This window comes from Caballeronia sp. LZ043 (genome assembly GCF_031451075.1).
Lineage (GTDB): Bacteria > Pseudomonadota > Gammaproteobacteria > Burkholderiales > Burkholderiaceae > Caballeronia.
Window position 1 is genome coordinate 1,635,052 of sequence record NZ_JARUXT010000003.1, and the last position, 15,917, is coordinate 1,650,968.

Annotated in this window: 13 protein-coding genes; 8 read left to right on the top strand and 5 right to left on the bottom strand. The window is 64.9% G+C overall.

The annotated features are described in order from the left end of the window. Window positions 1-3: 3 nt before the first annotated feature. From QCE64_RS27525 to QCE64_RS27540, 4 genes are all read right to left on the bottom strand, one after another. Entirely contained in the window at window positions 4-1,620 is a 1,617-nt protein-coding gene (locus tag QCE64_RS27525) for a HAMP domain-containing sensor histidine kinase (protein ID WP_310007285.1), read from the bottom strand. Between the two features lie 46 nt (window positions 1,621-1,666). Next, complete coding sequence (locus QCE64_RS27530) at window positions 1,667-2,026, bottom strand: response regulator (protein ID WP_309934129.1); 360 nt, start codon at window positions 2,024-2,026, stop codon at window positions 1,667-1,669. A 75-nt stretch (window positions 2,027-2,101) separates the two neighbouring features. Then, window positions 2,102-2,473 (bottom strand): response regulator, encoded by a 372-nt coding sequence (locus QCE64_RS27535; protein ID WP_309934131.1) that lies wholly within the window; start codon window positions 2,471-2,473, stop codon window positions 2,102-2,104. Between the two features lie 15 nt (window positions 2,474-2,488). Beyond that, entirely contained in the window at window positions 2,489-3,943 is a 1,455-nt protein-coding gene (locus QCE64_RS27540; protein ID WP_309925200.1) for an ATPase domain-containing protein, read from the bottom strand. A gap of 373 nt (window positions 3,944-4,316) precedes the next feature. On the opposite strand from QCE64_RS27540, the gene QCE64_RS27545 reads away from it, so the two are divergent. The 3 genes from QCE64_RS27545 to QCE64_RS27555 all read left to right on the top strand — a co-directional run bounded on the left by QCE64_RS27545 (window position 4,317) and on the right by QCE64_RS27555 (window position 10,214). Further along, a complete protein-coding gene (locus QCE64_RS27545; RefSeq protein ID WP_310007287.1) occupies window positions 4,317-5,882 on the top strand; it encodes a methyl-accepting chemotaxis protein in 1,566 nt (521 codons plus the stop codon). A gap of 7 nt (window positions 5,883-5,889) precedes the next feature. Beyond that, window positions 5,890-8,760, top strand: a complete 2,871-nt coding sequence (locus QCE64_RS27550) for an EAL domain-containing protein (protein ID WP_309934133.1) — start codon at window positions 5,890-5,892, stop codon at window positions 8,758-8,760. 317 nt (window positions 8,761-9,077) lie between these two features. Beyond that, a complete protein-coding gene (locus QCE64_RS27555) occupies window positions 9,078-10,214 on the top strand; it encodes a porin (protein ID WP_310007289.1) in 1,137 nt (378 codons plus the stop codon). A gap of 42 nt (window positions 10,215-10,256) precedes the next feature. On the opposite strand, the gene QCE64_RS27560 is transcribed toward QCE64_RS27555, so the two are convergent. Then, window positions 10,257-11,405, bottom strand: a complete 1,149-nt coding sequence (locus tag QCE64_RS27560; RefSeq protein ID WP_310007291.1) for an NAD(P)/FAD-dependent oxidoreductase — start codon at window positions 11,403-11,405, stop codon at window positions 10,257-10,259. A 373-nt stretch (window positions 11,406-11,778) separates the two neighbouring features. On the opposite strand from QCE64_RS27560, the gene QCE64_RS27565 reads away from it, so the two are divergent. From QCE64_RS27565 to QCE64_RS27585, 5 genes are all read left to right on the top strand, one after another. Next, a complete protein-coding gene (locus tag QCE64_RS27565) occupies window positions 11,779-13,752 on the top strand; it encodes a hypothetical protein (protein WP_310007294.1) in 1,974 nt (657 codons plus the stop codon). 107 nt (window positions 13,753-13,859) lie between these two features. Next, on the top strand, window positions 13,860-14,321 hold the full coding sequence (locus QCE64_RS27570; RefSeq protein WP_310007296.1) for a hypothetical protein: 462 nt from the start codon (window positions 13,860-13,862) through the stop codon (window positions 14,319-14,321). A 125-nt stretch (window positions 14,322-14,446) separates the two neighbouring features. Next, on the top strand, window positions 14,447-14,929 hold the full coding sequence (locus QCE64_RS27575) for a molybdopterin-dependent oxidoreductase (protein WP_310007298.1): 483 nt from the start codon (window positions 14,447-14,449) through the stop codon (window positions 14,927-14,929). Then, the gene (locus QCE64_RS27580) at window positions 14,926-15,477 is read left to right on the top strand and encodes a nitrogen fixation protein NifQ (RefSeq protein WP_310007300.1); all 552 of its coding nucleotides are present in this window, start codon (window positions 14,926-14,928) and stop codon (window positions 15,475-15,477) included. The genes QCE64_RS27575 and QCE64_RS27580 overlap by 4 nt, the downstream gene beginning before the upstream one ends. A gap of 37 nt (window positions 15,478-15,514) precedes the next feature. Then, window positions 15,515-15,916 carry a LysR family transcriptional regulator gene (locus QCE64_RS27585; protein ID WP_309818066.1) on the top strand — a complete coding sequence of 134 codons (402 nt, stop codon included), beginning with the start codon at window positions 15,515-15,517 and terminating at the stop codon, window positions 15,914-15,916. The last annotated feature ends 1 nt before the right edge of the window (window position 15,917 follow it).

Here is a 15,917-nt window from a genome sequence, read left to right on the forward strand (position 1 = left end):
GTTTCATTCGCCGCCGGGCTGCATCAGCGGCAGGCGGACGGTGAAGGTCGAGCCGAGGCCGGCGCCGTCGCTCGCGCCATCCAGCATGCCGCCGTGCAGATCGACGATCTGTCTGGCAAGCCATAGACCCAGTCCCAGCCCGCCGACGCGCCCGCTGGTGCGCGGCGCAATCTGTTCGAAGCGGTCGAAGATGCGCGGCAGGGCTTCCGGCTCGATGCCGCGCCCGGTATCGCGCACCTGGATGCTGACGTGATCGTCCAGCACCTTCATCGACACGGTGACGCTGCCGGCATCGGTGAACTTGATCGCGTTGGTCAGCAGGTTCGACACGACCTGTCCGAGGCGGTTTTCATCGGCCAGCACGACGCAGGAACCCAGTTCCGCGATATCGAGTTGCAGGCCCTTGTGCTCGGCGAGCTTGCGCATGTCCTCGACCACGATGGCGACCAGCGGACCGATATCGATGGGTTTCAGGTTTGCCGAGAGCTTGCCGGTCACGACGGCGCCGCTGTCGAGCAGGTCATCGACCATTCTCGACAACTGCCGACCGTTGCGGCGAATGGCATCGCCGGCCTTGGCGACGTGATTCGGATCCGCGACGAGTTGCAGCAACTCGGCCCACGACACGATGGCATTCAGCGGCGAGCGCAATTCGTGGCTCACCGCCGCGATGAAGCGGTCCATGGTGGCCGCCAGCGCCTCGCTCCGCTCGCGCCCCGAGCGCTCTTCGCCCGCGACGGCATGCGCCTCGATCTCCCGCTCCTTGCGCCCCGTGATGTCGAGCGTGAAGCCCACCACCGAGCGCACGGTCACGTCATCATCGAAACGCGCCATGCCGCGGACCAGCACCCAGCGACGGCCCGTCTGCCTTTCCACAAGACGCTCGAACTCGAAAGGCTGTCCGGACTGAAGCAGGCGCCAGTGGGCCGCGAACTGCTCGGTGGTGTCGCCGAGGAAAGACGCATGCATGAGTTCGTCGGCGTGAACCTGACCCAGGTCGCGGCGGCATCGTTCACTGCACTTCACCGTGCCCGCCATCAGATCGAGTTCCCAGGCGCCAACGCCCGCGAACGCCAGCGCTTCCTCGAAATGGCCGAGGTGATCCGCGAGCTGCTTCTGCGTCTCCTGCACGAGGATTTTGCGCAGACGCGCATTCGACCGCATCTGCGCCTTCTCGCGCCGTTCGCCCTCGCCGGCCAGCGTGCGGGCGGTCACGTCCTCGAAGCGCAGGACGACATGGGACGGAAGGTCCTGCGTGGCCGGCACCCGCTGCGCGAAGATCTGCCAATGACGCGCAGCCGGCGCGGTGCTCCCGGTGGTTTCATCGGTGGATCGGCCGCCATCGAGACGGAACACCGGCGAGGACCGGCGTTGCCCGGCCCGCAGACTGGCCGCGATATTGACGATCAGATGCTCGCAATTGCGGCGCTGCTCGGCCAGCAGGCCGTCCGGCGCCGCGCCTTCAGGGAACGCGAACAGCGTCCGCCATGCAGCGTTCGCGCTGACGACCGCGCCGTCGGAATCGAGGATCAGGTAAGGGTCGAGCAGCCGTTCGAAGATGCGCAGATCACCCGCCGCCGCCCAGACGTCCGAACCGTCCTTTCGCGTAGCCTGATCCATCAGGGGCTTCGCCTGTCGCGAGCGCTGCGTTCGAAGCGGTGCATCGTCAGCCACCTTCGGAAAGTCTGGCGACGGTCGCCAGGAAGTCGTCCATGCGCGCGGGCTTGCGCAAAACCGCGTTCCATAGCGCCGTGCCGGCAGACGCATCGACATGAGCCGACGTGTGCAGCACGATCGGAATATGCGTCCATTCAGGGTTTTGACGCAGCGCGCGGCTCAGTTCCTCGCCGTTCATGCCAGGCATCATCAGGTCGGTGATGACCAGGTTGGGCGGCCGGCGCTGCATCGCGAGCAATGCTTCCTGCGCGCCGTTCGCGCGTTCGACCTCGTAACCGACATGCTCCAGCGCGAAACTCCACGCTTCGAGCAAGTCCGGTTCATCATCAACGAGAAGGATACGCGTCATTTGGCGCTCATAGCGACGATGGGTGCCACCCTGGCCTTCGGCGTCCGGACCGTTTTTCCATGGTTCGGCTCGGCGTCATTCCGTTGCTCCGCGCTGGACCTGGACGTAACGCGCGACCGCTCCAATCAGGTCAGCCGGCGCGCACGGCTTGCGCAACAAGGCGGCGAACCGGTGAACCTCGTCCGGCGGGATCGCGTGCGGCACCGCGCTGCACAGGATGATGGGCATCGCCGGGCCGTCTTTCTGAAGGGCCCTCGCAAGCTCCAGGCCCGACATGACGGGCATCATGAAATCGGTCACGACGAGCGCCGGACGGACACGCGCGATCAGGCTCAGCGCCTCTTTTCCGTTGGGCGCGGCGTGAACCGTATATCCCTCGTCTTGCAGGAGAAACGTGAGGGAATCGGTAATCAGGGATTCGTCATCGACGACGACCAGAGTAGACATGCAGACCGGCGACGGCTATCGGCCGCGCGCTTTGATGTTCCCCCCCGCTGCGACGACGACGTCGCTCAGCGGCAGCGTTCCGATCACGTGTACGCCCTTGCCCGAAGTGGAGATGCCGACTTCGGCCACGGTGGTGTCGAAGAGACTGTCGCGCACCTTGAGCACGGCGATGGCCCGCTTCATGACGCCGTCGACCAGTTCATGCTGCATGCCGATCACGTTGTCCAGCTGGCTCAGGATTTCCGGCGACGGATTCTCGATCCACGGGCCCGACAGTTCCTTCACTTCCCAGGTACAGACCGTGGTGACGCCCAGACCGCGCAGTTCGTTGGTGAGCGCCGCGAAGAACTCGACCATGCGATGCGGGTCCACGGTGGCGCGCTCGAAGCCGGCCAGCCCGTCGATGAAAACACGTTTGGCGCCGCTCGCCCGCACGACGTCGAGCAGGTCGTAGGCGAGTTTATCGAGCAGGTTCTCGGTCATCGGCCGCCAGATGACCTTGAGCGCGCCCGATGAACAGCGTTGCTCCCAGTCCAGGCCGAGTGCGTGCGCTTTGGTCTCCAGGCGTTTTGGCGTTTCGTAGAAGCCGAAATGCACCGCCGGTTCCTCGGGCGTGCCGAGTTGCAGGAAATTCAGTCCGAAGGTTGTCTTGCCGCTGCCGGCCGGGCCCACGAGAACGGAGACCGAACTTGCCGGAATGCCGCCGCCGAGACGGGCGTCCAGTCCGTCGATGCCGGTGGGGATCCTGTAGGGCGGCGCAGGGTCGCTCCGGGTTGGAAGCCCCAGCGCGACTTCGAGCCGCGGATAGACGACGATGCCGCGATTGCCGATCTCGAACAGATGCAGCCCGCCCATCGCGCGGCTGCCGCGCGACTTGGCGACGCGGATCTGACGCACCGTGCGCGACGCAGCGAGGATCTCCTCGATCTGCAGCACGCCGTCGACCATCGTGTGTTCGGGGCTGGATTCGTCGATGCGCGCGCTCGTCAGGAACAGCACGGTACAGCCGGTGAAGGCCGCGTGTCCCTGGAGTTCGGCGACGAAGGTCTTGACGTCGAGATTGCTTTCGCCGCTTTCACGCGCGTTGAGCAGGCCGTCGAGCACGAGAATGCTGGCTTTCTGCCGGGCAAGCTCGGTGCGCAGCGTGGCGACCAGCGCCGAGAGTCCCTCTTCGCGCAGCGTGCGGAACAGACTGATGTACGTGATGCCGTTTCCGACGCGTTGCGCGTCGTAGAAGTCGAGCGTCGAGAGCGACTGGAACAGTCTGTCGTGCGACTCGGCCAGCAGCGTCACGTACAGCACCTTGCGGCCCTGGCGAGCCTGCGCGAACGCGATCTGATTCGCAAGAATCGTTTTGCCCGCGCCAGGGCGACCCTGAATGATGTAGGACGAGCCTGCCACGAGGCCGCCGCCACAGATTTCGTCGAGTCCGGTGACGCCGCTGCGTAAGCGCGCAAGCGTGTTGTCCATTGCCTGGGTCCATGAAAGCGAAGATGTGGAGCAACCGAATGTCACCGGCTTACTCGCGTACCCGGCAGTCTAACCGATAACCGTCTCCGTCCGATCCGTATCCGCTTGTGCGCATCAACCGGAGAGCCTTTGCGGACGCGGCTCGCAGGGCTTTCTACCGCGCGAAAAAATTGCTCGGTGACACGTTCGCGGTCGGTAAATCAGGGAGCGCGATAAAAAATATTTGCTACGCACCAGTTCGCCAACGTTTGCCATGACCGTCGACTAGTTGTCCACCGTTCAGTCCTGTCCCAACACGCCGTAAGGCCGCCTAGAAAGCTTAAGCGACCACTAAAAAAACGCCTTCGGACAACTCAAACAAGGAAGAACAACCATGTCAGGCAACCTGCGAGTCAAGACCAAACTCGCGCTCGGATTCGGCATGCTCACTGCGGCCGTGCTGATCGTAGCGGCGCTCTCGATCGAGGCGCTGCGGGAAAGCAACACGCGCTTCATGTCCTACGTGCACGGCATCAATGCGCGCGCGACGCTGGCCGAACACATCCGGACCGATGTCGACCGGCGGGCCATCGCGGCGCGCAATCTCGTGCTGGCCACCCGGCCCGAGGATATCGAACTCGAGAAAGCCGCGGTCATGCAAGCGCACGAAGACGTGCAGCGAGACTTGCGTATCTTCAAGGACAGGGTGGCCGGCGCGCAGGATGTCACGCCGGAAGTGCGGACCCGCGTGGCGGAGATCGACCGCGTCGAGGCGCTCTACGGGCCAGTGGCATTGCATATCGTCGATCTCGCGCTGAAGGGGCAACGGGAGGAAGCCATCGCGCGCATCAACGACGACTGCCGTCCGCTGCTCGCCGCGCTCGTCAAGGCGACGCAAGATTATTCGGAACTGACGCAGCGACGCGAGGAACAGCTCGTCACCGAATCCGAACGCCATTACGCCACCGCGCGCCTCCTGTTGAGCGGCGTCTGCGCGCTGGCGGCGCTGGGCGCCGTGCTGGCGGGCTTCGTCATCACGCGCGGCGTGATGCGCGCGCTGGGCGCGGAACCGGATGCGCTGAGCGCCGTCGCGCAACGCGTCGCGAGCGGCGATCTCGCGCCGGTCGCCCACGCCGATGCCGCCCCACGCGACAGCGTGCTTGCCTCGATGAGCACCATGCAGAAAAATCTCGTGCAACTCATCGGCAATGTGCGGGCATCCGCCGATCACATCGCCACGGGTTCGAGCCAGATTGCATCGGGCAATGTCGATCTTTCGACCCGCACCGAACAGCAGGCGGCATCGCTCGAAGAAACCGCATCCAGCGTCGAGGAACTCACCACGACCGTGCGCCAGAACGCCGAGCACGCGCAGCAGGCCAACGCGCTCTCGGCCAGTGCGAGCGCCGTCGCCAGCGACGGCAGCGTGGCCGTCACCCGCATGATCGAAACCATGTCCGAGATCAGCGCGCGTTCGAGCCAGATTGCGAACATCACGGGCATCATCGACAGCATTGCCTTCCAGACGAACATCCTGGCGCTCAATGCCGCCGTCGAAGCTGCACGCGCGGGCGAGGAAGGACGCGGATTCGCCGTCGTCGCCGCGGAAGTGCGCAGCCTCGCGCAGCGCTCGTCCAGTGCCGCGAAGGAAATCAAGGCGCTGATCGATACCTCGGTGGAGCGCATTGCCGAAGGCTCCTCGCTGGCGGGCAAGGCCGGCGTGACCATGACGGACGTCACGCAGGCCGTGTCCAAGGTGCGCGACATCATGGGCGAAATCGCCGCCGCGTCCAGCGAACAGAGCCGGGGCATCGAGCAATTGAGTCACGCCATCTTGCAGATGGATCAAGTCACGCAGCAAAACGCGGCGCTGGTGGAAGAGGCCGCGGCGGCGGCGCAGTCGCTCGATGACCAGGGACGCCGCCTGACGGATGCCGTGTCCACCTTCCGCGTAGCCTGATCAACGTATGAACGACGAAGACTTCCTGACTTGCGGCAACGCGGACGCGTCCAGCGAACTCGTGTATCGACGGCTCGTGCAGAGCATCACCGGCTATGCCATCTATATGCTCGACGTGGACGGCATCATCACGACCTGGAACGCGGGCGCGCAGAAGGCGAAGGGCTATGCCGCCGATGAGATCATCGGCCGCCATTACGGCTGTTTCTATTCCGTCGAGGAACGGCTGGACGACCTGCCCGGCCGCAATCTGGAAACCGCGCGCACCACCGGCAAGTACGAAGCCGAAGGCTGGCGCGTGCGCAAGGACGGCAGCCGCTTCTGGGCGCACGTGGTCATCGACGCATTGCGCGACGAACACGGCGTCCTGTTCGGCTTCGCGAAGATCACGCGCGACTGCACCGAACAACGGCGCGTCAGCGAATACGCGTTCGATCAGGAACGGCGCTTCCGCTTCCTCGTGCAAAGCGTGACCGACTATGCCATCTACATGCTCGACATCAATGGCATCGTGTCGAACTGGAATGCCGGCGCGCAACGCACGAAAGGCTATAGCGCGGATGAGATCGTCGGCCGGCATTTCAGCTGCTTCTACACGCCCGACGATCAGGCCGCGGGCCTGCCCGCCCGCAGTCTCGCGACGGCGCTCGCGCAGGGCAAGTACGAAACCGAGAGCTGGCGCGTGCGCAAGGACGGCACGCACTTCTGGGCGCATGTCGTCATCGACCCGATCTACGACGACAACGGCGAGCTGTTCGGCTTCGCCAAGGTCACGCGCGACCGCACCGAAGCCCGCGCATTGCAGAAGCAGACGCGCGATCACGAGCGCAGCTTCCGGCTCCTGATAGAAGGCGTCACCGACTACGCGATCTACATGCTCGATGCGAACGGCATCGTGTCGAACTGGAACGCCGGGGCGCAGCGCGCGAAGGGTTACAAGGCGAGCGAGATCGTCGGCAAGCATTTTTCCTGTTTCTACGATCCGCGCGACCAGGAACAAGGGCTGCCGCAACACGGACTCGACACCGCGCGCGCCCATGGCAAGTTCGAGGCACTGGGCTGGCGCTTCCGCAAGGACGGCACGAAGTTCTGGGCGCACGTGCTGATCCAGCCGATCTACGACGATCGTGGCGACCTGTTCGGCTTTGCCAAGATCACGCGCGACTGCACCGAGCAGCGCGAGACCTCGCTGGCGCTGGAAGAGACCACGCGCAATCTCGACCTCGCGCTGGAAAACATGCTGCAAGGCTTGTGTCTGTTCAACCGGCGCGGCCGTCTGGTGCTATGCAACGACCAGTTCGCGCGCATCCTCTCGATTCCCGCCGACAGCCTGCCCGCCGGCATCTCGTTGCGCACCGTGCTGCGCCGCATCTGCGACCGCAAGTCCGGCGCGCGCGACGATGCGGTCAATGCAGTCGACGAACTGCGCCGCAATCTGCTGCGCGGCTCCGCGCCGGGAACAGAGCAGACCACCATCGAATTCCAGCACCTCGGCCGCAGCATCGGGGTCGTGACGCGGCTGCTGTCGCATGGCGGCTGGGTATCGACGATCGAGGATGTCACCGAGCGCCGCGCCGCCGAACGGCGCATCTCGCATCTGGCGCATCACGATCACCTGACGGACCTGCCGAATCGCGTGAGCTTCAAGGAACGCCTGGAGCATCTTGTCGATGCCGTCACGCCCGAGCATCCGTTCGCCCTGCTCTATCTCGATCTCGACCGCTTCAAGGTGGTCAACGACACGCTGGGCCACCACGCGGGCGACGAACTGCTCAAGGCGGTGTCGCAGCGGCTGGGCTCGCTGTTGCGCGCGAGCGATCAGCTGGCGCGCCTGAGCGGCGACGAGTTCACCATCCTGCAGACGTGGGCCCGCACACCGGACGATGCCGCCGCCCTCGCGCAGCGTTGCATCGACGCGCTGGTGACGCCGTTCGAGATCGTCGGCAATGAGGTGACGGTGGGGGTGAGCATCGGCATCGTGTGCTGCACGGTAGGAAGCGTCGATGCCGACAATGTCCTGCAGCAAGCCGATCTCGCGCTCTACAAGGCCAAGCGCGAGGGCCGCAACTGCTTTCGCATCTACGAGCGCGGCATGAACGATCCGCTGCGCCTGCGTAACGAACTCGAAGACGACCTGCGCCGCACGCTGCGCGCGGACGAACTCGAAGTGCATTACCAGCCGATCGTCGATGCCCGCAGCGGCCGCACCACCGCCTGCGAAGCGCTGCTGCGCTGGCATCATCCGAAGCGCGGGCTGATCTCGCCGGCCGAATTCATTCCGATTGCGGAAGAGCGCGGCCTGATGCCGGAAATCGGCGCGTGGGTCATGCAGCGCGCGTGCCGCGATGCCGCGAAATGGCCCGCCCATGTGCGGCTCAGCATCAACGTTTCGCCGGCGCAATTGCTCTATGAAGACTTCACGCGGGTGCTGCTGCGTTCGCTCAACACGGCGGGCTTGCAGGCGCACAGGCTCGAGATCGAGATCACCGAGACCGCGCTGCTCGAAACCTCGGGCACGCCGCACCGCATTCTCAACGAGATCCGTACGCTTGGCGTGGGCGTCGCGATGGACGACTTCGGCACGGGCTATTCATCGCTGAGCATCCTGCAAAGCTTTCCGTTCACGCGGGTGAAGATCGATCGCGGCTTCGTCAACGGTCTTGGACGCAATCCGAAGTCGGCGGCGATCGTGCGCGCCATCAGCGAACTATGCCGCAGTCTCGGCCTGCCGATCACGGCGGAAGGCGTGGAGACGGCCGAGCAACGGCAAGCGCTGCTCGGCGAGCATTGCGATGAACTGCAGGGCTTTCTGCTGTCGCGCGCGCTGACGACGCGGGCCGTCGAGTCGTGGCTGATCAAGGAATCTCTCCCGCAATAGGCCGAGCGCTATTCGTTTCGCTCTCGTTGGATCTTCCAGAAAGTTACCGCATTTGACGGCGCTTGAATGCGGCTGACTGCGATTGACGCATGGCCCCGCGCGAACACTTTGTTTCAAAACGCGTTTTCTCTTTAGTGCCGCGTCTGAAGCCGCGCACGCCCAACATTCCGTAACGAATGCACGAACGAACGGCGTCGGAGCCCGTGATTTAATCCGGCCTCCGACGCGTCGACCGGTCGATCGGACGGGCTGTTCGTGCGAGGCATGCATGTCTTGCGCAACACAGGCACATCCTCAAGCTCTCTTGGAGAAACACAGTGAAGAAATCCTTATTCGCGCTGACCGTGCTCGGCACCGTCGCGGGCGCGGCGCATGCACAGAGCAGCGTGACGCTCTACGGCCTCATCGACGCGGGGCTGACCTATACGAACAACCAGGGCGGCTCGCATAACATTCAGGCGACGAGCGGCGCCGTCAACGGCAGCCGCTGGGGCCTGCGCGGCGCGGAAGATCTCGGCGGCGGGCTGAAGGCGATCTTCACCCTGGAAAACGGCTTCAACATCATGAACGGCAATCTCGGGCAGAACAGCCGCGAGTTCGGCCGGCAGGCGTTCGTCGGTTTGTCGAGCAACCAGCTGGGCGCGCTCACGCTCGGCCGGCAGTACGATTCCGTCGTCGATTATCTCGGCCCGCTCGCGCTCACCGGCACGCAATTTGGCGGAACGCAGGCCGCGCATCCGTTCGACAACGACAACCTCGACAACTCGTTCCGCGTCAGCAACTCCGTCAAGTATCAGAGCGTGAACTACGGCGGCTTCAAGTTCGGCGGCCTGTATGGTTTCTCGAACGAGGCCGGCGGCTTCGCGACGAATCGCGCTTATAGCGTCGGTGCGTCGTATGCGTTCGGGCCGTTGAACGTGGCAGCGAGCTACATGCAGTTGAACAACGCAGGCGCGACGCTGAACGCGAGCGGCGCGGTCAGCGACGACGCAACCTTCGCGGCAAGCCGTCAACGCACCTTCGGCGCCGGCGTCAGCTATGCGTTCGGCCCGGCGCAGGCAGGCTTCGTCTTCACGCAGACGCGGCTCGACGGCGCGACCGGCATCGGTGCATCGGCATCGGGCGTGACGGGCGGCATCAGGCTCGACGGCGGCAGCGCGCGCTTCACCAACTACGAAGTCAACGGCCGCTATAACCTGACGCCCGCGTGGTCGCTGTCCGGCGCCTATACCTTCACCGACAGCCATCTGCAGGGCGTCGATCCGAAGTGGAATCAGATCAGCCTGCAAACGGCGTACGCGCTCTCGAAGCGCACCGACGTCTATCTGCAAGGCGTGTATCAGCACGTGAGCGATACGGGCGACTCGGGCATCACGGCGGCGATCAACGGTCTGTCGGCGTCATCGACGAACAGCCAGGTTTCGGCGACGGTGGGCTTGCGGCATCGTTTCTGAGTACGACGGGCTTGGCGTGGGCACGGCGTTCGCGGCGGTGCTTCAATGTGCCGCGAACAGTTCCACCACGCTCTGCGGCGCGTGTTCGCCGAAGAATCGCTCGTGGTTGCGAGCGGTTCGATCGGCGAATGCGGCGCTGCGTGGGAACAGCGCGTTTTCGTAGGCCTCGAGCGCTTTTTCGATGTTGTCGCGATGTTCGCACAGCGCCAGGCCCAGTTCGGCGCCGTCCTGGATCGCAAGGTTGGCGCCTTCGCCGGCGAACGGCGACATCAGGTGCGCCGCATCGCCCACGAGGGTCACGCCTTCAGTTTCAGTGCGTGCCCAGTGATGATGGGGCGGCAGGGCGTGGATCGGGCGGATCACGAGGTCCGTCTCGCTATCCAGTATCAAGGCTCGAAGCTCGGCAGCCCATCCTTCGAATTCATGCGCGAGTCGGGCCAGCGAGGACGAGCGCTTGGCGAAGTCGATCGTGTCGAACCAGTCTTCCGGCTTCTGCAACGCGACGTACACACGCACCGTGCCATCCGCGTAGCGGTGCGCAAGGATGCCCTTCCCCGGTTCTACCGCCATCAGCGTTCCCGTTTCGATTGCAGTCGATACTGTCGAGCCGGACGGATGGCGGGTCTCCATGAAGGTCGTGCCAGTGTAGGCCGGCTTTGCAGCGGACACGAGCGGCCGAACCCGGGACCATGCGCCATCGGCACCGATCAATAACGCTGTGCGCTCGGTTACGCCGTTCTTGAATGCGATCTCGTGGTTGCCCTCTTGCAGACGGCTCACACGGGTCAGTTTGTGGCCCCAGCGGATCGTATCGGCCGGTAGCGAATCGATCAGCATGCGACGCAACGCGCCTCGGTCGACTTCAGGCCGCGTGGGTGCGGCGGAGGCGGGCTGGTCGAACAGGATGGTCGCGTGTCTGTCGACCACACGCTTGGCGTCCTCGCCTGGAAGCACGAGATCGAGAAAGCGATCGTAGAGGCCCGCGGCTTTCAGGCCTGCCTGGCCGTTGTATTCGTGGATGTCGAGCAGGCCGCCCTGTGAGCGCGCGTCGGGAGAGGGTTCGGCTTCGTAGATCGTCGAACGAAATCCGTTGATGTGCAGGACGCGAGCGAGCGTCAGGCCGCCCAGGCCAGCACCGATGATTGCAATGCGGGCCGCTGCGACGTTCGAGGAAACGAGGGGTGGGTTCATGGCGCGTTCCGATAAGTACGAGCGAATCGCGCGGAAACACGACGGCTCGTAACGGTTCCGACGGGATGTCGGAGGAAACGCTGGTCAGCCCGAACCGAGTGGTTTGAGTGACGTGTGCGCGGTCTTTCGATCAGCGGTTTAGGGCGCTTGCGCGCTCAGGCTGATTTGGACGACCGTTTTTCGCGAATGTCAGACCGGGAGTATTGCATGGAAGGGCGTTGCGAGGGGAGAAGAACCGGGCGCTGATTGGGGTCCGCGCCCGGGTCTTGAGTCGATCGTGGGTGTGTCGATGGCACGAGGCCGGCCGGAACGTGCGAGTCCGGTCGATCTCGTGCTTTCTTGGCTTGTAGTTAGCGTTCTTGTGCTGGGGTTAGTGGTTGCCGCCGCCGCCGCCACCACCGCCGCCGCCACCGCCACCACCGCCACCGCCACCACCGCCATTGCCGTGGCCGCCGCCGCCATTGCCGTGACCACCACCACCGTTGCCGTGGCCGCCACCACCGTTGCCGTGGCCGCCACCACCGTTGCCGTGGCCACCATCGCCATGGCCACCAACGCTGCCGGCTCCATGGCCGCCATCGCCGTGACCGCCGCTGCTGCCGCTGCCGCCGCCAACGCCGTGGCCACCGTCGCCATGGCCTCCATCGCCGTGACCACCGCTGCCGTTACCGCCGCCAACGCCGTGGCCGCCATCGCCATGGCCGCCGTCACCGTGACCACCGCTGCCGTTGCCGCCGCCAACGCCGTGGCCGCCAACGCCATGGCCGCCGTCACCGTGACCACCATCGCCGTGACCGCCGCTGCCATTGCCGCCGCCAACACCATGACCGCCGTCGCCATGACCGCCGTCGCCATGACCACCGCTGCCGTTGGCACCGCCGACACCGTGGCCGCCGTCGCCATGACCGCCGTCGCCGTGGCCACCATCGCCGTGACCACCATCGCCGTGACCGCCGCTGCCGTTGGCACCGCCGACACCGTGGCCGCCGTCGCCATGACCGCCGTCGCCGTGGCCACCATCGCCGTGACCGCCGCTGCTGCCGGTGCCACCGCCGACGCCGTGGCCGCCGTCGCCATGACCACCGTCACCGTGACCACCGCTGCCGTTGGCACCGCCGACACCGTGGCCGCCATCACCATGACCGCCGTCGCCGTGGCCGCCATCGCCGTGACCGCCGCTGCTGCCGGTGCCACCGCCGACGCCGTGGCCGCCGTCGCCATGACCTCCGTCACCGTGGCCACCATCGCCGTGACCGCTGCTGCCATTGCCGCCACCAACGCCGTGACCGCCATCGCCATGGCCACCATCGCCATGACCGCTGCTGCCATTGCCGCCACCAACGCCGTGACCGCCATCGCCGTGGCCGCCGTCACCGTGACCGCCATCGCCGTGACCACCGTCGCCATGACCGCCGTCGCCGTTGCCGTGGCCACCATCACCATGACCACCGTCACCATGACCGCCATCACCATGGCCACCATCGCCGTGACCGCCGTCACCATGACCACCGTCACCATGACCGCCATCACCATGGCCGCCATCACCATGACCGCCGTCACCATGGCCACCGTCACCGTGGCCACCGTCGCCATGACCACCATCACCATGGCCACCGTCGCCATGACCACCATCACCATGGCCACCATCGCCATGGCCGCCATCACCATGACCGCCGTCGCCATGACCACCATCACCATGGCCGCCATCACCATGACCGCCGTCACCATGGCCGCCGTCGCCATGGCCACCATCGCCGTGGCCACCATCGCCATGACCGCCGTCGCCATGGCCATGACCGTCACCGCCGTGACCGTGACCATGACCGTTGCCGCCGCCATCACCCGTGCTGCCCCCTCCCGTACTACCTCCGCCTGTGCTGCCTCCTCCCGTACTACCCCCTCCTGTACTACCTCCGCCTGTACTGCCCCCGCCCGTAGTGCCCCCTCCCGTGCTACCTCCGCCTGTACTACCCCCTCCCGTACTACCCCCGCTCGTGCTACCCCCTCCACCCGTCCCACCCGAACCGCCACTCGATCCACCCACACCCGAACTCGAACCGCCCCCTTGCCCACCGGCGGACACAGCGCCGCCTCCCGACGTCGCGCCGCCTCCCTGACCGGATGCCCCGTTCCCGGCGCTACCGCTGCCGCTGCCCGTACCGGTGCTGCTGCCGGCGGTGCCGGTGCCCGACGTACCGTTGCTCCGGCTACCGCTCCTCAACGCAACCGAGCGTCCCGGCAACACGGCCGCCTGCGCCACAGACTGCGTGGCCGGTACAGCCGCGGCCATGGTCTGCGTCCCGACCACACAACCCGTCGATGTCAGGTTATTGCAAGCATCCTGTGAGGAAGCTGCATGTGAAAGATTCGACACCGCCGCAGCAATGACGAGCACGCTAAGCCTGAGTGCCGTCCTCAATTCATATTTGTTCGAGTTCCTCATGTTTTCCCCGTATGAGCAGTCGCGCCGCCTCTGGTGATGCGGATAACGCGATGTGGGGCAAGAATGGCAGTCTGGAAATGTTGTTCTGTGCGCTACTCAACCGAGCGCCCGGCGGCTGCGAGCAAGCACGTGCGCGTCCGCGCAGAAAACGTTTGCAGAAGACTCAAAAGCAACTGTCGCAATTACTTGGGACGATGACCAACCAGCGCAAGCTTTACCTTGAAATGATCCCGAAGCGCGCCGTTGGCGATCCAGATACCTCGTCGATTACTACGCCATCCGAACTAAAACTCTCAGGCAAGAATCCGTACAAATTGCTTTCTTTCCGATCAACGCAGAATGGATTACGAAAGAAACTCGCTGGCGCCTGCCGATGTCATGCTGACAACCAGCACACGCAGCGCCTTTCAAGAATCGAACACCGAAACCCTGAAAAGGCAGATACACGACATTTCCCGAAGAAGATGTCATGAGCGACGATCCCGTAATATATTCAGTGATACAGCGATGTCCGGCCCAAGCCGTCTTGAGCAGCCACGCCAACCCGCGCGCAGCTTTCGATGTCCTTTCGCTCATTCCAACCAGAAGCCCTGCTCACATGCTTTCACTCAGCGAGGAAATTCGCAGCCCGCACGTGGAGATCGGTGGCGCGGTGCAAATGCCTCTCAGGCTCGATGTTCCCGCGTTGCGCGAGTTCGCCTGCACGCGCATCGAGCCGTTCGATCTGATCTGCTTTTCGACCGGCCGTTATATCCGTCCGATGGGAAGCTATCGCGGCGTCCTGTTGCGCACGCTGCTGGACGCGGCGGGCGTGCGTCGGCCGGACAATACGGATTTCAAGCGCACGGTGTTCCTCGCGCAGGCGCACGACGGCTATGCCGTCACCTTCTCATGGCATGAGCTGTTCAACACGCCGATCGGCGCGCAAGTGATCGTCGCCTACGAATGCGCGGATCGCGAACTGGGTGTCGAAGACGGCCTGCCGGTGCTCGTATCCGGCGCGGACACGGTTCATGCGCCGCGGCACATGAAACGCCTCGTGCGCGTCGATGCTCACATTCTGGGAACCTCGCACCCATGAACGATGCCACGCGCGCGTTGCTGACTCACGCCGTCGCGCCTCCTTCCGCCGATACCGTGCTGTTCGCGCGGCTGATCGGCGCGCGCATCGAAGCGGGCGATACGGCCCTGCTGGGCCTCGATCGCATCGCACTCGCCGCATTGCTCGACCGTCATTTCCCGCATGCGTCGAATGCCCCGGAAGCCCCGCGGCAGATCGTGCTGACGCCCCATCATGCGTTCGTCCGCCGTCTGCACGGCCTGCTGATGTGGCACGACCGCACCGCGACACACGCATGGCACGACGCACTGTGTCTCGCGACCATCATCTCGGCCGCGACCTTGCGTCCGAATCATCTCTGGCGCGACCTCGGTCTCGACGGCCGCGACGACGTCACCGACATGCTGCAGCGTCACTATCCCGCGCTGGTCGCGCGGAACACGGCGAATCTGCGCTGGAAGAAGTTTCTGGCTCAGGAAGTGGCCTGCGCGGAAGGCGTCGCGCCCACGTGCGCGCCGGGTTGTCCGGGCTGCGAGGATTACGCGTTCTGCTATCCGGGGCAGTCATAGCCCATCGCGCCGATGTCGTTCGTGTATTCTCTCGGGCATGGCGACGACCCTCAAATCCAAGGACAGCGCAAAGGAAGCGGACACGGCAAAGCAGCCGGCCGAAGTGCGCTTTCGCATGCGCATCACCAAAGGCGAAACCATCGCGCTCGGTCCGGGCAAGGTTGCGCTGCTCGAAGCGATCCGCGAGCAAGGTTCGATATCGGCGGCCGCACGCAGCCTTGACATGTCGTACCGGCGCGCGTGGCTGCTCGTCGACGAACTGAACCGCTCGCTCAAGTCACCCGCGACGCTCTCCGAGCAAGGCGGCCAAAGCGGCGGCGGCTGCGTGCTCACGCCGGTCGGCGAACGCATCATCAAGCTGTATCGCGATGTCGAAGCTCAGGCCGAGGCAGCCTGCGCCCGGCAGATCGCTTCTCTCACGCAATTGCTCAAACCCTGAG